Source organism: Martelella endophytica (assembly GCF_000960975.1).
Lineage (GTDB): Bacteria > Pseudomonadota > Alphaproteobacteria > Rhizobiales > Rhizobiaceae > Martelella > Martelella endophytica.
Window position 1 is genome coordinate 1073213 of sequence record NZ_CP010803.1, and the last position, 18824, is coordinate 1092036.

The following is an 18824-nucleotide window of genomic DNA, read 5'->3' on the forward strand; positions in this document are numbered from 1 at the left end:
ACGATCCGGTTACGGTGCTTTTCGACGCGCGAGGCCGGATATTTCGAGGATCACGGAGCCGGGCTCGACCTTGCTGTCATGTTTTACCAGATCGAACGACCAAAGGTCACGCGCTTTGTCGATCTCCTGCTGATAATCCCGACCCTTGTGGAAAAAGGCGGTGAAATCAGCGCGTTTTGCAAACCACGGTTCAGCGTAGGTGAACAGCAGATCGAGCGCTGCGAGCGCCCTTGCCGACATCACCTCAGCGTCCGCAATAGCGTCCAGCGCCGATTCGGCGCGCAGGGCATGGACGCTGGCGCGCGCGCCCGTCTCGCGGATGGCGGTGCGCAGAAACGATGCCTTCTTGTTGTTGCTCTCGACCAGATGCACCCAGCCTTCGCCGATCTCCGCCAGGAAGATTGCGGTGACGATGCCGGGAAAACCGCCGCCACTGCCCAGATCGACCCAGGTTTTCGATCCCGGGGCGCACTGGAAAATCTGGGCGCTGTCGGCGATATGCCGATCCCACATCTGCTGGCGGGTCGAGGGCGCGACGAGATTGATCGATCTAGCCCACTTCTCGAAATGGCTGACGAAGGTCTCGAGGCGATCCTGTGTTTCACGTGAAACAGTCTGACCGTTGATCTTCATGGAAGCACTCCGATATCAGGCTGCGCGCAGCCGCACGAGCAGCAGAGACAGCGCCGCAGGCGTCATGCCATCGACGCGAGCCGCATGGGCGATCGTCGCCGGCCGCGCCGCAGCAAGCTTGCCCTTCAGCTCATTGGAAAGACCGGGCAAGCCGCTGTAGTCGAAATCACCGGGGATCGCCCTCCCCTCGTCGCGCTGCACCTGGGCAATATCTATCGCCTGCCGATCCATATAGACCGCATAGGCGGCCTCGATCTCGACCGCCGCGCGCACCCTGGTATCGATGGCAGCAAGCTCCGGCCAGACAGCCGAAAGCAACGACAAGTCCATTTCCGGATAGGCGAGAAGATCATAGGCAGAGCGCCGCTGGCCATCCTGATTGAGCTTCAGCCCATAGGCCCTCGCCTCGTTCGGCGTCAGGGACCGGGACCGCAACATTGCCCGCGTCTCATCAAGCGTGTTGGCGAATGCGGTAAATTTCCGCCGTCGCTCTTCCGAAGCCACACCCAGTTCCAGGGAAAGCGGTGTCAGCCGTTCATCCGCATTGTCGGCACGCAGCGTCAACCGGTATTCGGCGCGCGACGTGAACATGCGGTAGGGCTCGGCGACGCCACGCGTGGTAAGGTCGTCGATCATCACACCGATATAGGAGGTGGTGCGCGAGAACACGGTCGGAGCCGAACCGCCGGCCAAGCGTGCCGCATTAAGCCCGGCAACCAATCCCTGCGCGCCCGCCTCCTCATAACCGGTCGTGCCATTGATCTGGCCGGCCAGGAACAGGCCACCCAGCTTCTTCAGCTCGAGCGAAGCGGAAAGCTCACGCGGATCAACGTGGTCATATTCAATCGCATAGCCAGGCTGCAGGATCGTGACCCTTTCCAGACCTGGGATGGCGTGGATGAAGGCGTCCTGAACCTCTTCCGGAAGCGACGTGGAAATGCCATTCGGATAGACGGTATGGTCGTCCAAACCCTCCGGCTCGAGGAAGATCTGATGACCATCGCGATCGCCAAAGCGCATGATCTTGTCTTCAACCGAGGGACAGTAGCGCGGCCCCACGCCCTCGATCTGGCCGGAATACATCGCGGAAAGACCGATGTTGCGGCGAATGATCTCATGGACCTCCGGCGTCGTACGGGTGATGCCGCAGTCAATCTGAGGGTTGCGGATCGTTTCGGTCAGAAAGGAAAATGGAACAGGCTCATCATCGGCCTTCTGCCGATCGAGCGCGGCCCAGTCGATGGTGCGACCATCGAGCCGCGCCGGCGTGCCGGTCTTCAACCGGCCGAGCTTGAGGCCGAGCTTGCCGAGGGTGGCCGAAAGCCCGGTGGAAGGCGCCTCCCCGACCCGACCCGCCGGGATCTTGCGATTGCCGATATGGATCAGCCCGCGCAGGAACGTCCCCGTGGTCAGCACCGCCGCACCGCAGGCAAACCGCCGCCCATCGCCGGTGATGACGGCCGTCACCCGGTGCAGACCGACCTCGCCCTCTTCCGTCTCAAGGTCGAAGACATCGCCTTCGATGATATCGAGATTGTCGAATTCCGACAGCGCCGCCTGCATCGCCTCGCGATAAAGCCGCCGGTCGGCCTGGCTGCGCGGACCGCGAACGGCTGGCCCCTTGCGCCGGTTGAGCAGGCGATACTGGATGGCGGCCGCATCGGCGACCCGGCCCATCAACCCGTCCATTGCGTCGATCTCGCGCACAAGATGGCCCTTGCCAAGCCCGCCAATCGCGGGATTGCACGACATCACGCCGATGGTCTCGCGCTTGTGGGTGATGAGCGCCGTGCGGGCGCCGGCCCGGGCCGCAATCGCGGCAGCCTCCGACCCAGCATGGCCGCCGCCGATAACGATGACATCATAGGAAAGAGACATAAAGTGCTCCGGCTCTGGGCTCGACGACGTCTCGGAGCCCGGGTCTGGGTTTTGCCGTCTGATCGGCGGCGAGTCAAGAATGTTTCACGTGAAACACGGCCAGCCTACTTGCCAACACAGAAGGAGGAGAAGATCACGTCGAGCAGGTCTTCCACATCGACACGCCCGGTGATCCGGCCGAGCGATTGCGCTGCCGCGCGCAGGGCTTCCGAAGGGAATTCCGGGGAGAGTGTCCGTGCAGCAAGTGCCGCCTCCAGATGCGTCAGCGCCTCACGCAGGTAACCCCGCTGCCGCTCGCGAACGGGCAGGCTCAGCGACAGGCCGCCAAGCCTGACGGCTAGCCGATCGCCGATCGCAGCGATCAAACGGTCGAGCCCCTCCCCCGTCTTCGCCGATAGCACAAGATCATAGCCGCCGGTCTCTCCCGAAACCATGTCGACCTTTGTGCCGATACGGAGACAGTCACGATCGGTCAGTTCCGACGCTTCAGACATTTGTTCGGAGAGATCGTTCAGCAGAAGCACCAGCTCCGCCTTCTCGGCCAGCGCGCGCGCGCGACGGACGCCCTCGGCTTCAACAACATCTTCCGTCTCGCGCAGGCCGGCCGTATCGTAAAGCCGAACGGCATAACCACCGATATCGAGCTGTACCTCGAGAATGTCGCGTGTCGTGCCGGCGACATCGGTGACAATGGCAATGTCGCGCCGCGCCAAAGCATTGAGAAGGCTTGATTTTCCGGCGTTTGGCGGACCGGCGATAACCACCTGGTAACCATCCCGGATGATTTCTGCGGCCTGCCCGCCTTCCAGATGCGAGCGAATGGCTTCCGTGGTCGCGGCAACGCCATCCCAGATGGTGGCCGAGACGGAGCCCGGAATGTCCTCCTCATCGGAGAAATCGAGCTCGGCCTCGATCATCGCCCGAGCATGGGTGAGTTCCCGCGCCCAGCCTTCGTAGAGTCCCGAAAGCGCACCGCCCGCCTGTTCCATGGCCAGTCGCCGCTGCATCTCGGTTTCGGCGACGATCATGTCGGAAAGGCCCTCTGCCTCGACCAGATCGAGCTTGCCGTTCTCGAACGCCCGCCGGGTGAATTCGCCAGCTTCCGCATGGCGCATGCCGGGCATGGCTGAAAGCCGATCGAGCATGGCCCGCACCACGGCGCGGCCACCATGCAGATGAAACTCGACACAGTCCTCGCCGGTGAAGGAGGCCGGGGCCCGAAAGGCGAGAACCAGACCGGTATCGATCGCACCACCCTCGGCATCCGCAAGCCGCATCAGTCGCGCCCGGCGCGGCTGCGGAACCGCGCCGGCAATGGCCTGGCATGCCGCAAACGCTTCCGGTCCCGAAATCCGCACGACGGCAACGCCTGCGGGCAAGGCGCCGCTGGAAAGGGCGTAGATCGTGTCGAGATCAGAAGACATTTCGATAACCTGAGCTATTTCAATGTTTTGGATGGCAGGTTCCAGAAACGGAAAATCTCCCCACAGGGGGGAGATTGACCTTGGACTTCAGTGTTTTCAACCCGAACAGCGTCAGGTGTTCATCGAGTCGAAGAACTCCGCATTGTTCTTCGTCTGCTTCAGCTTGTCGATCAGGAACTCGATACCATCGGTCGTGCCCATCGGGGCGAGGATACGGCGAAGGACGAAAATCTTCTGCAGGTCCTGACGCGGAACCAGAAGGTCTTCCTTACGCGTACCGGACTTGAGGATATCCATGGCCGGGAAGATGCGCTTGTCGGCGACCTTGCGGTCGAGCACGATTTCCGAGTTGCCGGTACCCTTGAACTCTTCGAAGATGACTTCGTCCATGCGGCTGCCGGTATCGATCAGCGCGGTCGCGATGATGGTCAGCGAACCGCCTTCCTCGATGTTGCGGGCCGCACCGAAGAAGCGCTTCGGCCGCTGCAGGGCGTTGGCGTCGACACCACCGGTCAGCACCTTGCCGGAAGACGGCACGACGGTGTTGTAGGCACGGCCGAGACGGGTGATCGAGTCAAGGAGGATGACGACATCGCGGCCATGTTCGACAAGGCGCTTCGCCTTCTCGATGACCATTTCGGCAACCTGGACGTGGCGGGCAGCCGGCTCGTCAAAGGTGGAGGAAACGACCTCGCCCTTCACCGAACGCTGCATGTCGGTCACTTCCTCGGGGCGCTCGTCGATGAGCAGCACGATCAGGAAGCATTCCGGATGGTTGGCGGTGATCGAATGGGCGATGTTCTGCAGGAGAACCGTCTTACCCGTGCGCGGCGGCGCGACGATCAGGCCACGCTGGCCCTTGCCGAGCGGCGCCACCAGATCGATGACGCGCGGCGACAGATCCTTCGACGTCGGATTGTCGAGCTCCATGTTGAAGCGCTCGTCCGGATAAAGCGGCGTCAGATTGTCGAAGTGGACCTTGTGGCGGATCTTTTCCGGATCGTCGGAATTGATCGTGTTGACCTTCAGCAGCGCGAAATAGCGCTCGCCCTCCTTCGGCCCGCGGATCGGTCCTTCGACCGTATCACCGGTCTTGAGCGCGAAACGGCGGATCTGCGAAGGGGAAATATAGATATCGTCCGGACCCGGAAGATAGTTGGCGTTGGCCGAGCGCAGGAAGCCGAAGCCATCCTGCAGCACTTCCACGACGCCCTCGCCGATGATCTCGACTTCCTGTGTGGCGAGCACTTTCAGGATGGCAAACATCAGTTCCTGCTTGCGCATCGTGCTCGCGCCTTCAACCTCGAGAGATTCGGCAAAGGCAAGGAGATCGGTCGGCGTTTTGCTCTTCAGTTCCTGGAGCTTCATTTGCGACATGAAGAAAACCGTAAATGTGTGGTGATGATAGAAAGGCTGGTTGCGCTGGTAGAGCGAGGCCAAGTCGGATTGGCGCAGGGGAGTACTTTCGCACAGCCTTTTTGGATGAGTTGGCCGGAAGATACTGATTTGCCGTCGCGGTTACAAGAGCAAATCGCAACTTTTACCGCAGAAAAACGGTCAAACCCTTCATCATTCGATTAAAACGGCTTCAGGATGACCATGATCACGGCGATCACCATCAGCACCGTCGGCACCTCGTTGAAGATGCGCCAATGCCGCGGCGTGGTGTTGCGCTTGTCGGCCGCGAAGTCCTTCATCGCCTTGCTGAAATAGCCGTGGACACCCGACATCAGGAACACGGCAAGAATCTTCACGTGAAGCCAGCCGCCGCCGAAACGGAAGCCGTCCCAGGCAAGGTAGAGGCCGAAAATCCAGGTGAGGATCATCGCCGGGTTCATGATGATCTTCATCAGCCGGTATTCCATCACCTTGAAGGTCTCCGATTTTTCGGAACCCGGTTCTGAATCGGCGTGATAGACGAAAAGCCGCGGCATGTAGAACATGCCGGCCATCCAGGCGATCACGGCAATCACATGGAAGGCCTTGGCCCAATTGTAGAAACCATTACGGTCGAAGACGAACAAGCCAAGACAGATGAACAGAAAGACGAGCAGAACCGTCAGCGCGCGGCTGGCCGATTTCTTGCCGGCTGCCTTGCCTGTTTCATTACCCATGGTTTCCTCCAATTATTATTTTAAAACAATGATTTATAATCCGCGCACCTGGTTCACCAGCGCCGCGACGGTTTCCGGATCGGCCTCCGGCGTAATGCCATGGCCGAGATTGAAGATGAACGGACCGCCGGAAAGCGCCTCCAGAATCTGATCGATCTTGATGCGCATGGCATCGCCGCCGGCGATCACGGCCAGCGGATCGAGATTGCCCTGCACGGCGCCTTCCTTCTGCAGCTCACGCGCAAAGGAAAGCGGCACACTCCAGTCGAGGCCGATGGCGTTGGCGTCGGTCGCCTGCCTGTAGGTGGCAAGATTGGCACCGGCGCCCTTGGCGAAGGCGATTATCTTCGCATCCGGCCGTGCGGCGCGCACCTTGTCGACAATGCGCCTCACCGGTCCAGCGGCGAAATCGGCGAAATCGCCCTCACCCAGCACGCCGGCCCAGCTGTCGAAGATCTGCACCGCATCGGCGCCGGCCTCCAGCTGGCGGATCAGATAGTCGGCCGAAAGGTCGGCGAGGATATCGAGGAGCTTCAGGAAGTCGGCCCGATGCCGATAGGCAAACAATCGCGCGGGGGCCTGATCGGGCGTGCCGCGGCCGGCAATCATGTAGGTCGCGACCGTCCAGGGTGCCCCGCAGAAGCCAAGCAGCGTGGTTTCCGCCGGAAGCTCGCGTTTCAGCCGTCGCACCGTCTCGATCACCGGGTCGAGCCTTGCTGCCTCATAGGCCTTCAGCAGGCCGTCAACGGCATCCTCGCCGATCGGCTCCATGCGTGGGCCTTCACCCTTTTCAAAGCGAACACCGCGCTTCAGCGCATCGGGGATGACCAGTATGTCCGAAAACAGGATGGCTGCATCAAAGCCATAACGGCGGATCGGCTGGAGTGTGACCTCGGTGGCAAAGTCCGGATTGTAGCAAAGGTCGAGAAACCCGCCGGCCTTTTCGCGTACCGCCCGATACTCGGGCAGGTATCGCCCTGCCTGGCGCATCAGCCAAAGCGGTGGCGGGGTGATGGTTTCACCGTCAAGCACGCGCATCAGTGCTCGTTTCGCCATATCCCCAGCCCTTTCCAATAATGAATCTTTCTTATTCTGGATTCCTTTTATTTCTTAGAGTCTGTGACGATCAAGGATTAAAGGTTTTGCCGCGACGATGAGTCTTTTCCACCGTTTGCGCAAACCGGCCGGCAACGGAAATCCGCCGAACTGGAGAATTCCGGGGACGATTGCGGATTCAAATTTGGATTCAAGGCGCTGAATGGATTGCGCATCTGCAGCGAGCCTGTGCATAACCACTGGAAAGTTCTGTGCGGGGATGGCTTTCTCCCCGTTTTCAACAAGCAGGCCGGATCGTCTTGCCGAAAACAGGACATGTGGAAAAACCGGAAGGCTTCCCACAGGCAAATTCGGGCGCCGTTCCGGCATCCCGGGTTGTCCAGTGTTATGAACAGGAGGCGAAGGACATCGTGGAAAACCGCAAAAACTTCTTCCACCTCCATCTGGTCTCTGATTCGACCGGGGAAACTTTGATCTCGGCCGGCCGCGCGGTTTCGGCGCAATTCGGCGGTTACGAGCCGATCGAGCACGTCTATCCGCTGATCCGCAGCCGCAAGCAGTTGCTGCCGGTGCTGCGCGCGATCGACGAAGCGCCGGGCATCGTGCTCTACACCCTGGTAAACGAGGAGCTTTCGGCCCTGATCGACGAGATGTGCCGCGACATGGCGGTGCCCTGCGTCAACCTCCTGGAGCCTGTCGGCAAGGTGTTTCAGAGCTATCTCGGCACGGCCTCGCGCAGGCGCAGCGGCGCCCAGCACAGCCTGGACGAGGACTATTTCGCCCGCATCGAGGCGCTGAACTTCGCCATGGACCATGATGACGGCCAGATGCCGGAGAGCTATGACGAAGCCGATGTCGTCATCCTCGGCATCTCCCGCACGTCGAAGACACCGACATGCGTCTATCTTGCCAATCGCGGCATCAAGGCCGCCAATATTCCGATCGTGCCGGGGGCTGACTTGCCGCCGAGCCTCTACAAGGCGAAGAAACCGCTGATCGTCTGCCTGATCGCCTCGACCGGACGGATTTCGCAGGTGCGCGAGTTCCGCGAATTCGGCAGCGGCGGCGATCACGGCAAGAACGAATATACCGATCGGGCGGTGATCGCCGAGGAACTGAAATATGCCCGCAGCCTCGCCGCCCAGAACGACTGGCCGCTGCTCGACGTCACCCGCCGCTCGATCGAGGAGACGGCGGCCGCGATCCTTGCCTTGAAGGACCAGCTCAAATAAGGAGCGGATGAGGAGCATGCCCATGCAGAAGACTGCCGCAAAGCTGATACTCGCCTCCACCAGTCCCTCGCGACAGGCCCTGATGAAGAATGCCGGGCTCGCCTTCGCGGCGATGCGGCCAGAGGTCGACGAGCGTGCCGTCGAGGCGCCCTATCTGAAGATCGGAGCGACGCCCGCCTTCCTCGCTTCCCTCCTCGCGCGGGAAAAGGCGCTCGCCATCTCCCGCAAGGCACCGGATGCCTTTGTCATCGGTGGCGACCAGGTCATGGCCTTTGCCGGCAAGCCCTGGTCGAAGCCGGAAAGCCGGGAGGAGGCGAAGGCGCATCTTCGTCGCCTTTCCAGCCGGACCCACGAACTGATCAGCGCGGTCTCGATCGCCCGCAACGGTGACGTGCTTTATGCCGGCAGCGAGACCGCAACGTTGCACATGCGCCCTCTCAACGATGCCTTCATTGACGCCTATTTGGCGGATATTCCGGACGCGGTACTGTTTTCCTCCGGCACCTATCAGCTCGAAGGCGCCGGGGTGCGGCTGTTTTCGAAGATCGAAGGCGATTTCTTCACCATTCTGGGGCTGCCGATGCTGATGCTGCTTGGCGCGCTCCGCGAACTTGGAGCCATTGATGACTGAACCCTTGCGGCGCGCCTGCGTCATCGGCCACCCCGTCTCCCAGTCGCGCTCCCCGCTGGTGCACGGCTATTGGCTGAAAAAATACGACATTGCCGGCGATTATATCCGCAAGGATGTGGCCCCGGACGAGATCGGCGCTTTCATCGAAGGCCTGCGTTCGGGAGAAGCGGGCTTCGTCGGCTGCAACGTCACCATTCCCCACAAGGTCGCTGCCTTCGAACTTGCCGACCGGCCGGATGCGCTTGCAACGGCGCTCGGCGCGGCGAACACGCTCTGGGTCCGCGACGGTCTTGTCCATGCTAGCAACACCGATGCCATGGGCTTTTCCGGCAATCTCGATGCCGAGGCACCGGGCTGGGACAAGGTGGAAAAGGCCGTCATACTCGGCGCCGGCGGCGGTGCGCGTTCCATCGTGGAGGCGCTGGTGAACCGGGGGATTGCCGAAATCCACCTGATCAACCGCACCCTCGCCCGCGCCGAGGAACTCGCCGAACGGTTCGGGCCTGAGGTGAAGGCTGCCGGCATGGATGCGCTTTCTGGTGCGATGGAGGGGGCCGGCCTTTTCGTCAACTCCACTTCGCTCGGCATGAAGGGCGGCGCGGTGCCGGAATTCGATTTCTCGATACTGGCAAGGGGCGCGCTGGTCACCGACATCGTCTATGTACCGCTTGAAACGCCGATCCTGAAGCAGGCGCGCGAACAGGGTTTTGCAACGGTGGATGGCCTTGGCATGCTGCTGCATCAGGCGGTGCCGGGTTTTGAAAAATGGTTCGGCCAACGGCCGGAGGTGGACAGCGCGCTTCGGGCCGAAATTCTTGCGGATCTGGAGGTTGGCGCTTGAAGATCATCGGCCTCACCGGCTCCATCGGCATGGGCAAATCGACGACTGCCGGCTTTTTCGCCGCGGCCGGCATTCCCGTGCACGACGCCGATGCGGCCGTGCATGCGCTCTATCGCGGTCGCGCCGTTGCCCCCGTCGAGGCAGCGTTTCCCGGCGTGACGGTCGATGGCGCGATCGATCGGGCACGTCTTTCTCGCGCACTTTCCGGAAAGCCGGAGAACTTTCGCAGGCTCGAGGCGATCGTCCATCCGCTGGTGTTTGAGGAGCGGCAGTCCTTCCTCGAAAAGGCCGCGGCCGATGGCGCCGATATCGCGGTGCTCGACACGCCGCTTCTGTTTGAAACCGGCAGCGAGAAGGATGTCGACATCGTCGTGGTCGTCACCTGCGATCCGGCGATCCAGAGGGAGCGCGTGCTGTCGCGTCCGGAAATGACGGTGGAAAAGTTCGAGGGGATCCTGAAACGGCAGCTTCCCGATGGCGAAAAACGCGCCCGGGCTGATTATATTGTCGATACCGGACATGGGCTAGATGATGCGCGCCAGGCGGTTTTTGCCATCATCGCCGACATCCGCGGCAAGGGACAGTCATGAAAGTTACACGCGATATCATCTTCGATACCGAAACCACGGGCATGGACAAGAACGACGACCGGCTGATCGAGATCGGCGGCGTCGAACTGATCGACCACTTCCCGACAGGGCGGACCTTTCACGTCTATATCAACCCGGATGGCAAGACCGTTCACCCCGAGGCGCTGCAGGTTCACGGCATCACGGACGAATTCCTGAAGGACAAGCCGGTGTTTTCGGCCGTTGCCGACGAGCTCCTTGAATTCTTCGAAGGCGCGCGCTGGATCGCCCACAATGCGAGCTTCGACATGGGCTTCATCAATGTCGAGCTCGGACGGCTGGGCAAGCCGCCGATCCCCGACGACATGGTGGTCGATACGCTGGCGCTTGCCCGGCGCAAGCATCCGATGGGTCCGAACAGCCTCGACGCGCTCTGCAAGCGCTATTCGATCGACAATGCCCACCGTACCAAGCACGGCGCGCTGCTCGACGCGGAACTGCTCGCCGAAGTCTATATCGAAATGTCCGGCGGACGGCAGGCGGCTTTCCGTCTGGTCAATGCCGGCACCTATGATGCCTATGACAGCGACGGCAATATCCGCCAGCTGCCGCCGCTCGTGCGCCCCCGCCCGCTTGCCCCGCGCGTCCATCCCGAAGAGGTCGCCGCGCATGAGGCGATGGTGGCGAAGATCGGCGACAACGCTTTGTGGAACAGGGTGAAGTAGCCGCTCGCACGAAGCGCCTTCATCAGCCTCAAAAACAAAACCCGGCCAAACGACCGGGTTTTTCATTTCTGCAAGGTGCTTGCCGATCAGTTGGCCGGCTGCTGGACCTTGGCGCGGGCCTGTTCCTCGGCCATGCGGCGCTGGAACATCTGGGCGAAATCGATCGGATCGACCAGAAGCGGCGGGAAGCCACCGTTGCGGGTGGCGTCGGCCACGACCTGGCGGGCGAAGGGGAAGAGCAGCCGCGGGCATTCGATGAACAGCATCGGCAGCACGTGTTCCTTCGGGAAATTCGCAACGCGGAAGACGCCGCCATAGAGCAGTTCGCAGAGGAACAGCGGCTTGTCGCCCGACTTGGCTTCTGCCTTCAGTGAAAGCAGCACATCGTAGTTGTCGTCGCCGAGCGGATTGGCGTTGACGTTGACGCTGATATTGATCGCCGGCTGGTTGTCGCGCTTCTGCAGCGAGGCCGGAGCAGCCGGGTTTTCGAAGGAGAGATCCTTGATGTACTGGGTCAGAATGCTCAGCGAAGGGCTTTCCTTCTTTTCTGCGCCGTTTTCTTCAGCCATGTCGCGTCCTCTTGAAAAATCAATGTGGATGCCAGTTAGCACTTGCCGGGGAAACGCACAACCCTCGCAACCGGCCGAAAGCCGGTGGTTGCACGTTGAAAAAACCTTGCGTGTCCGGGGATAAGGGCGTGGTTGAGGCTACGACTTCTTGTCGTCGTCGAGCCGCTTGTCGTCCCGATCTGCCCAGGGCGAGTTCGGGTCCGGATCGGAGGAGAAATCCGAAGCGTCGAGATCGACCACGTTCGGGCGCTTGCCGCCCGGCCGTTGGGGGCCACGGGGGGCCGCGCCGCCGCCAAAGAAGGACGAGCGGCTGGAGACCACGACCATGTTGTTGCGGAAATGCTTCCACACCAGATCGCGCACCGGCGGAATGAACAGCAGCAGGCCGAGGATATCAGTGACGAAGCCCGGGATCAGAAGCAGGATGCCGGCCAGCACGATCATGGCGCCATGGATCATCTCCCGGCCCGGATCGCCGCCATCACTGGCGGCTGTGTTCAGTCGCTGCAGCACGCCGAACCCCTGCACACGCAGCAGAATGGCGCCGATCACGGCGGTGAGCATGATCAGCCCCAGCGTCGGAAACAGGCCGATCGCCCGGCCGACGACGATGAAGCCGGCGATTTCGATGAACGGGAAGAGGATGATCGCGATCAGAAAAGGCAAAATAGCGTCCTGTCCGGCTTGTCTTTCGTTTTCTTCATCGTGAAGGTGCGCGATGAAAGTGTTACATTTGAATCATGGCCCTGTGAAGTCTATATGGGGGTCTGAGGCAATACGGCAAACGGCAATAGGGAACCCGATGGGCACGAGTGATCTGATTACCCTTTTCTTTCTGGTGGCCGCGGTGGTGATTTTCTTTCAGCTCCGCAGTGTTCTCGGCCGCCGCACCGGCAATGAGAAGCCGCGCTACGAGCAGCCGGCCGTGCGCTCGCGCGCGGATGTGCAGGAAACCGGGAAGAACGAGGGCAACGTCATCACCCTGCCGGGTGTCGAGAAGGAGCGCGAGGAAGCGCGCCTTGCCGCCGTCGATCGCGTTGCCGCCCCCGGCACGCCGATCAATACCGGCCTGCGCGCGATCGTCGAGGCCGATCCGCAGTTCGATCCCGAGACCTTCCTGAAGGGCGCGCGCTCGGCCTATGAAATGATCGTCATGGCCTTTGCCGATGGCGACCGCAAGACGCTGAAGAACCTGCTCTCCAAGGAAGTCTATGAGGGTTTCAACGCCGCCATGAGCGAGCGCGAGGCCCGCGGCGAGACGGTGAAGGCCAATTTCGTCGGCGTCGAGAAGGCCGAGATCACCGATGCCGAGATCGAGAAGTCGGAAGCCAAGGTCACGCTGCGGATCGTCAGCCAGATGATCTCGGCGACCTATGGCCGCGATGGCGGCCTCGTCGAGGGCGATCCGGAAGAAATCGCCGAGGTCCGGGATCTCTGGACCTTCGCCCGCGACACGCGCTCGCGCGATCCGAACTGGAAACTCATCGCGACCGCCTCCGAATAACGGGCCGCCGCCTTACGCAACCATGCGGGCCCGGCAGGCCCTGACGGGAGTTTCATTCGCATGAGCCGCCGGAAGCTCTCATCGGAAGAGCGGGAACTGTGGAACAAGGTCGCCCGCACGGCGCGACCGCTCCCCGGCAGGAAGCCCGAAAAGCCCGAGAGGCCGGCCGAAAGCTTTCAGGAGCTGATGAACGGCATTTCCAAACCGGCGAAAAAGGACGATACCCGAAAGGCGAGCGTCTCTCCGCTGGCATTGCCAAAGCTGAAGCCGCCGGCGGAGCGAGAGCACCACCCGCTCGAACGCCCGGTCAAACGCAAGCTCGCCAGCGGCCGCGTCGCGATCGATGCACGTATCGACCTGCACGGCCTGTTCCAGGACGAGGCGCATGCATTGCTGCTCGCCTTCGTTCGCCGCGCCCATGAGCGCGGACACCGGCATGTGCTTGTCATCACCGGCAAGGGCGCGTCCTTCGGCAGCGATGGCGTGCTGAAGCGGGCGGTGCCGATGTGGTTTTCGCTGCCGGATTTCAGGCCGCTGATCTCCTCTTACGAGACAGCGGCGCGGCATCATGGCGGCGACGGGGCGCTTTATGTGCGCCTCGCCCGCAGGAAGGGCGCATAGAAGGACGTGGACCATGACCCCTTTCGGAGAGGCTGTTCGGGAGCTGCGCGCTCAGCGCGGCATTTCGCAAAAGGAAATGGCGGCCGCCATCGGCGTCTCACCGGCCTATCTTTCGGCGCTTGAACACGGCCGGCGCGGCAAGCCGAGCTTCGATTTCCTGCAGCGCGTCGCCGGCTATTTCCACATCATCTGGGATGACGCAGAGGCGCTGTTTTCGATCGCCGACCAGTCCGATCCGCGGGTCGTGATCGATACCATCGGCATGTCCGCCGCCCATACGGCGCTTGCCAACCGCCTCGCGCGGGTCATCGGCCAGCTCGATGCGGCGGATGTCGAAGCCGTCGATGCCATCCTGAGACGTTACCAGAAGCGCTGAAGTCGAAAAAAGTGACAGGGCCTCTGACTTTTTGAGCAAGGTCAAAGCAGCTTTCCTTCGATGGGCCTAGCGTGAACCTGCATTCGGGATCTCGACAGGCGTTCTGGCCAAAGAGGTTCTCTGCATCCGGCCCTGCTAGCGTGAGAGGTCCCGAATGCGAAGCCGCCTCGGCAAAGGAGGCGCCTCCCGCATCGCAAGTCCCATGGAGACGGAAATGGCCCAGTTGGCCGCCCATTCCCACCGCAACAATCTCGCCGCCGAAATGCCTCCCGAAAACCAGATCGTGCGTGACAGCTATCTCTATCTGCACTGGAACGGCATTCTTACGAACAACAAGGCCGAAAGCGAAATGGCGACTTTTGCCGGTGCCGCTCTGATTGAGCCCGGCGAACGCTGGAAGCCTTCGAAGTTGGCCTGACAGGCCCCTGCCGACGCCCGCAAGGCCTGAAATTCCATTGTCCCGACACAGGGTTGGGGGACGGGGACCCGGTCGGCGCGCTGATGAAGCGCGTCGGCCGCTTGCGTTTTGTCTTTTAATGTAATAAACGAAGTTACATGAAAAGAGACAGCCGCCTTTCCTCCGTCCTGCACGCCCTGCTCCACATGGCCGAGCACCCCGACAAGCCGATGACCTCGGAAGAGCTCGCCACCTGCATGAACACCAATCCCGTGGTGGTGCGGCGAACCATGGGGCTTTTGCGCGAGCAGGGGCTCGTCACCTCCGCGCGCGGCCATGCCGGTGGCTGGCGCATTGCCGCCGATCTCGGCACTGTGACGCTGCGCCAGCTGCATGACGTGCTCGGCGAGCCTGCGGTCTTTGCCATCGGCAATCGCAGCGAAAACCCGTCCTGCCTTGTCGAGCAGGCGGTCAATGCCGCCCTCGACGATGCCTTCAGGGACGCTGAAGCGCTGTTGCTCGAACGTTTTTCCGAAGTTTCGCTGGCCGATCTTGCGGCTGATTTCAAGCGCCGCCACCAGGCCTGGCGCGACCGAAAGGGATGATGAAATGACCCATGACGTGATCGTGGTCGGTGGAGCCTTTGCGGGTATGTCCGCCGCCCTGCAGCTTCTACGCGCCCGGCGGACGGTGCTGGTGATCGATTCCGGGGAGCGGCGCAACCGTTTTGCAAGCCACGCTCACGGCTTTCTGGGTAACGACGGAACGCCGCCCGGCGAGATCGCGGCCGTCGCCCGGCGGCAGCTTGAAGCCTATCCGACGCTCGACTGGATCGATGCCCGGGTGACGGAGGTGGAAGGCAGCAAGGAGGCCTTTGCCGTCACGCTGGAAGACGGAAGCCGGCACAAGGGGCGGCGCTTGCTGCTTGCCACCGGTGTGAAGGATGACCTGCCGGAGATTGCGGGCCTTGCCGAACGCTGGGGCCGGCATGTCTTCCACTGCCCCTATTGCCATGGCTACGAGCTGAATCAGGGGCCGCTCGGAGTGATCGCGTCCGGGTCAATGTCGATCCACCAGGCCGAGTTGATCCCTGAATGGGGCCCGACGACCTTCTTCGTCAACGGCGCCCTGACGCTCGATGAGGCGCAGCGCGCGTCGCTGACGGCCCGGAATGTCGCCATCGAGGAGACGCCCGTCACCGGCATTGAAGGTGAGGCCGAGGTCCGGCTCGCCGATGGCCGCCTGATCGCGCTGGCGGGCCTCTTCGTTGCATCCCGCACAACGCCGGCGACACCGCTTGCCGAAAGGCTCGGCTGCCGGCTGGAAGAGACCATGCTCGGTCTGCAGATCGCAACCGACCCGATGAAGGAGACCAGTATCGCCGGTGCCTTCGCGGCCGGCGATGTCGCGCGGATGCCGCATTCGGTGGCACTGGCGGTCGCCGATGGCGCCTTCGCCGGCGCGGCGGTGCACCGTTCACTGGTGTTCTGAACAGCCAGGGCACTATCATTTTGAAATCACAAGAGGTTTCAAGCGAAAACCTGCTGCAGGCCGCCGCCTGGCCGCCCCACCCGCGGCGGCCTTGAGCGCAACCATTGAAACGGGCTAGGTTTATCCCCAATTTGACGCTAAAAGGGGTCCCGGCGATTTGAGTGAAAACGGCTTTTCACCTAAGCTCTGCGTTTGAAAAAGCAGTGATTCGGCGGCGTTTTGACCGCGCTAGCCGCGCCCCTGACAAATTCGGAAAGACCTGTTGATGAGCGATACTCCAGAAACTGCTGTCGGCCTTCCTGCCGAATACGGCGCCGATTCGATCAAGGTTCTGAAGGGCCTTGATGCCGTGCGCAAGCGGCCGGGCATGTATATCGGCGACACGGATGACGGTTCGGGCCTGCATCACATGGTCTACGAGGTGGTCGACAACGCGATCGACGAGGCGCTGGCCGGCCATGCCGACATCGTCACCGTCACGCTCAATCCGGATGGCTCCGTCACCGTGACCGACAACGGCCGCGGCATTCCGACGGATATCCACACCGGCGAAGGCGTTTCCGCTGCCGAAGTCATCATGACCCAGCTCCATGCGGGCGGCAAGTTCGACCAGAATTCCTACAAGGTCTCCGGCGGCCTGCACGGCGTCGGCGTCTCGGTGGTCAATGCGCTCTCGGTCTGGCTCAAGGTGCGCATCAAGCGCAATGGCAAGCTCCACGAGATCTCCTTCACCCACGGCGTTGCCGACAAGCCGCTTGAAGTGATCGGCGATGCGGAAGGCCGTTCCGGCACGGAAATCACCTTCCTGCCGAGTTCCGAAACCTTCACCATGGTCGATTTCGACTATGACACGCTGGAAAAGCGCCTGCACGAGCTTGCCTTCCTGAACTCGGGCGTGCGCATTCTGCTGACCGACAACCGCCATGCCGAGCCGGTGTCGAAGGAGATGCACTATGACGGTGGCCTCGCCGCCTTCGTCGCCTATCTCGACCGTTCGAAGAAGCCGCTGATTGCCGATCCGGTCTATATCTCGACCGAAAAGGACGGCATCACCGTTGAGGTGTCGATGTGGTGGAACGACAGCTACCACGAGAACGTGCTCTGCTTTACCAACAACATCCCGCAGCGCGACGGCGGCACCCATATGGCCGGTTTCCGCGGCGCGCTCACCCGGCAGATGATCAGCTATGCCGACACCTCCGGCATCCTGAAGCGCGAGAAGGTGACGCTTTCCGGCGAAGACTGCCGCGAGGGCCTGACCGCCGTGCTTTCGGTGAAGGTGCCGGATCCGAAGTTCTCCTCGCAGACCAAGGACAAGCTGGTGTCCTCGGAAGTCCGCCCCGTCGTCGAAAGCTGCGTCAACGATGCGCTCGGCCAGTGGCTGGAGGAACATCCGAACGAAGCCCGCGTGCTGGTCACCAAGATCGCCGAGGCGGCGTCGGCCCGCGAGGCCGCGCGCCGCGCCCGCGAACTTACGCGCCGCAAGGGCGCGCTTGATATCGCCTCGCTTCCCGGCAAGCTCGCCGACTGCTCCAACCGTGACCCCGCGAAATCCGAACTGATCCTGGTGGAGGGCGATTCCGCTGGCGGTTCGGCCAAGCAGGGCCGTTCGCGTGAGACCCAGGCGATCCTGCCGCTGCGCGGCAAGATCCTGAACGTCGAGCGTGCCCGCTTCGACAAGATGCTGTCGAGCCAGGAAATCGGCACGCTGATCACAGCACTTGGAACCGGCATCGGCAAGGACGAGTACAATCCGGACAAGCTGCGCTACCACAAGATCATCATCATGACCGATGCTGACGTCGACGGCGCCCACATCCGCACGCTGCTGCTCACCTTCTTCTTCCGGCAGATGCCGGAGCTGATCGAGCGCGGCCACCTCTATATCGCCCAGCCGCCGCTCTACAAGGTGACGCGCGGCAAGTCGGTGCAGTATCTGAAGCATGAGCAGGCGCTCGAGGATTACCTCGTCGAGCAGGGCCTGGAAGAAGCCGGCCTGCATCTGCACACCGGCGAGGTCCGCACCGGGCAGGATCTCCGCCAGGTGATCATCGATGCGATCCGCATGCGCAACCTCATGGAAGGCATCCATTCCCGCTATGACCGCCACGTGGTCGAACAGGCGGCGATTGCCGGCGCGCTCAATGCCGACAGGGTTTCCGATCAGGCCGAGGCCGAGCGCCTTGCCGCCGACATCGCGGCCCGCCTCGATATGATTGCGGAAGAGACCGAGCGCGGCTGGGAAGGCTTTGTCCGCGACGATGGCGGCCTGCGCTTCGAGCGCACGGTGCGCGGCGTCAAGGAAGTCGCCAATATCGACATGAGCCTGATCGGCTCGGCCGATGCACGCTACATCGACCAGATGCAGAAGCGCCTTCACGACGTTTACGAAAAGCCGCCGCTGCTGAAGCGCAAGAATGGCGACCTCACCATCTTCGGCCCCCGCGCCATGCTGGAAGCCGTGTTCGAGGCCGGCCGTCGCGGCCTGACCATGCAGCGCTACAAGGGCCTTGGCGAGATGAATGCCGAGCAGCTTTGGGAGACCACGATGGACCCGAATGTCCGCTCGCTGCTGCAGGTCAAGGTCGCCGATGCCACCAGCGCCGACGGGCTGTTCTCCCGCCTGATGGGCGACGAGGTGGAACCGCGCCGCGACTTCATCCAGGACAACGCGCTTTCGGTCGCAAACCTCGATATCTGACGGGCACCGCACCGATGAATATTCAGGAAGGCGGCATCTCGCGATGCCGCCTTTCTTGTTTC

Annotated in this window: 20 protein-coding genes; 12 read left to right on the forward strand and 8 right to left on the reverse strand. The window is 62.0% G+C overall.

The features are described from left to right. Positions 1-9: 9 nt before the first annotated feature. The 6 genes from rsmG to hemE form a co-directional block, all read right to left on the reverse strand. Positions 10-633: a 16S rRNA (guanine(527)-N(7))-methyltransferase RsmG gene (gene rsmG / locus TM49_RS04905; protein WP_045679782.1), complete on the reverse strand. Its 624-nt coding sequence runs from the start codon at positions 631-633 to the stop codon at positions 10-12. Between the two features lie 15 nt (positions 634-648). Continuing rightward, complete coding sequence (gene mnmG, locus TM49_RS04910; protein WP_045679783.1) at positions 649-2511, reverse strand: tRNA uridine-5-carboxymethylaminomethyl(34) synthesis enzyme MnmG; 1863 nt, start codon at positions 2509-2511, stop codon at positions 649-651. 104 nt (positions 2512-2615) lie between these two features. Next, on the reverse strand, positions 2616-3935 hold the full coding sequence (gene mnmE, locus TM49_RS04915; RefSeq protein ID WP_045679784.1) for a tRNA uridine-5-carboxymethylaminomethyl(34) synthesis GTPase MnmE: 1320 nt from the start codon (positions 3933-3935) through the stop codon (positions 2616-2618). Positions 3936-4046: 111 nt separating this feature from the next. Next, on the reverse strand, positions 4047-5312 hold the full coding sequence (gene rho / locus TM49_RS04920; RefSeq protein ID WP_144409479.1) for a transcription termination factor Rho: 1266 nt from the start codon (positions 5310-5312) through the stop codon (positions 4047-4049). Positions 5313-5512: 200 nt separating this feature from the next. Beyond that, the gene (gene hemJ / locus TM49_RS04925; RefSeq protein ID WP_045679785.1) at positions 5513-6049 is read right to left on the reverse strand and encodes a protoporphyrinogen oxidase HemJ; all 537 of its coding nucleotides are present in this window, start codon (positions 6047-6049) and stop codon (positions 5513-5515) included. Positions 6050-6082: 33 nt separating this feature from the next. Beyond that, entirely contained in the window at positions 6083-7105 is a 1023-nt protein-coding gene (gene hemE / locus TM49_RS04930) for a uroporphyrinogen decarboxylase (protein WP_045679786.1), read from the reverse strand. Positions 7106-7515: 410 nt separating this feature from the next. On the opposite strand from hemE, the gene TM49_RS04935 reads away from it, so the two are divergent. The 5 genes from TM49_RS04935 to dnaQ are packed head-to-tail and all read left to right on the forward strand — an operon-like array spanning position 7516 to position 11103. Next, entirely contained in the window at positions 7516-8337 is an 822-nt protein-coding gene (locus TM49_RS04935; protein ID WP_045684784.1) for a pyruvate, water dikinase regulatory protein, read from the forward strand. A gap of 22 nt (positions 8338-8359) precedes the next feature. After that, on the forward strand, positions 8360-8968 hold the full coding sequence (locus TM49_RS04940; protein WP_045684785.1) for a Maf family protein: 609 nt from the start codon (positions 8360-8362) through the stop codon (positions 8966-8968). After that, positions 8961-9809, forward strand: coding sequence for a shikimate dehydrogenase (locus tag TM49_RS04945; protein ID WP_045679787.1), 849 nt, complete (start codon positions 8961-8963; stop codon positions 9807-9809). The genes TM49_RS04940 and TM49_RS04945 overlap by 8 nt, the downstream gene beginning before the upstream one ends. After that, positions 9806-10399: a dephospho-CoA kinase gene (gene coaE, locus TM49_RS04950; protein WP_144409480.1), complete on the forward strand. Its 594-nt coding sequence runs from the start codon at positions 9806-9808 to the stop codon at positions 10397-10399. The genes TM49_RS04945 and coaE overlap by 4 nt, the downstream gene beginning before the upstream one ends. Further along, on the forward strand, positions 10396-11103 hold the full coding sequence (gene dnaQ, locus TM49_RS04955) for a DNA polymerase III subunit epsilon (protein ID WP_045679788.1): 708 nt from the start codon (positions 10396-10398) through the stop codon (positions 11101-11103). Before coaE ends, dnaQ begins: the two co-directional genes overlap by 4 nt. Before the next feature lie 86 nt (positions 11104-11189). On the opposite strand, the gene secB is transcribed toward dnaQ, so the two are convergent. Together secB and TM49_RS04965 are read right to left on the reverse strand one after the other, a co-directional pair. Next, positions 11190-11672 carry a protein-export chaperone SecB gene (gene secB / locus TM49_RS04960; RefSeq protein ID WP_045679789.1) on the reverse strand — a complete coding sequence of 161 codons (483 nt, stop codon included), beginning with the start codon at positions 11670-11672 and terminating at the stop codon, positions 11190-11192. A 138-nt stretch (positions 11673-11810) separates the two neighbouring features. Continuing rightward, positions 11811-12338, reverse strand: coding sequence for an FxsA family protein (locus tag TM49_RS04965; protein WP_082074620.1), 528 nt, complete (start codon positions 12336-12338; stop codon positions 11811-11813). A 136-nt stretch (positions 12339-12474) separates the two neighbouring features. Here TM49_RS04965 and TM49_RS04970 point away from each other — a divergent pair, with 136 nt between their 5' ends. The 7 genes from TM49_RS04970 (at position 12475) to gyrB (ending at position 18762) form a co-directional block, all read left to right on the forward strand. Further along, positions 12475-13176, forward strand: coding sequence for a Tim44/TimA family putative adaptor protein (locus tag TM49_RS04970; protein WP_045679791.1), 702 nt, complete (start codon positions 12475-12477; stop codon positions 13174-13176). 60 nt (positions 13177-13236) lie between these two features. Beyond that, complete coding sequence (locus TM49_RS04975) at positions 13237-13797, forward strand: Smr/MutS family protein (RefSeq protein WP_045679792.1); 561 nt, start codon at positions 13237-13239, stop codon at positions 13795-13797. A gap of 13 nt (positions 13798-13810) precedes the next feature. Further along, positions 13811-14173 (forward strand): helix-turn-helix domain-containing protein, encoded by a 363-nt coding sequence (locus TM49_RS04980; RefSeq protein ID WP_045679793.1) that lies wholly within the window; start codon positions 13811-13813, stop codon positions 14171-14173. Between the two features lie 214 nt (positions 14174-14387). Further along, the gene (locus tag TM49_RS04985; protein WP_144409481.1) at positions 14388-14591 is read left to right on the forward strand and encodes a hypothetical protein; all 204 of its coding nucleotides are present in this window, start codon (positions 14388-14390) and stop codon (positions 14589-14591) included. 137 nt (positions 14592-14728) lie between these two features. After that, positions 14729-15175: an RrF2 family transcriptional regulator gene (locus tag TM49_RS04990; protein ID WP_045679795.1), complete on the forward strand. Its 447-nt coding sequence runs from the start codon at positions 14729-14731 to the stop codon at positions 15173-15175. 4 nt (positions 15176-15179) lie between these two features. Then, positions 15180-16061: an NAD(P)/FAD-dependent oxidoreductase gene (locus tag TM49_RS04995; RefSeq protein WP_045684788.1), complete on the forward strand. Its 882-nt coding sequence runs from the start codon at positions 15180-15182 to the stop codon at positions 16059-16061. A 265-nt stretch (positions 16062-16326) separates the two neighbouring features. Beyond that, the gene (gene gyrB, locus TM49_RS05000) at positions 16327-18762 is read left to right on the forward strand and encodes a DNA topoisomerase (ATP-hydrolyzing) subunit B (protein WP_045679796.1); all 2436 of its coding nucleotides are present in this window, start codon (positions 16327-16329) and stop codon (positions 18760-18762) included. Positions 18763-18824 lie beyond the last annotated feature (62 nt).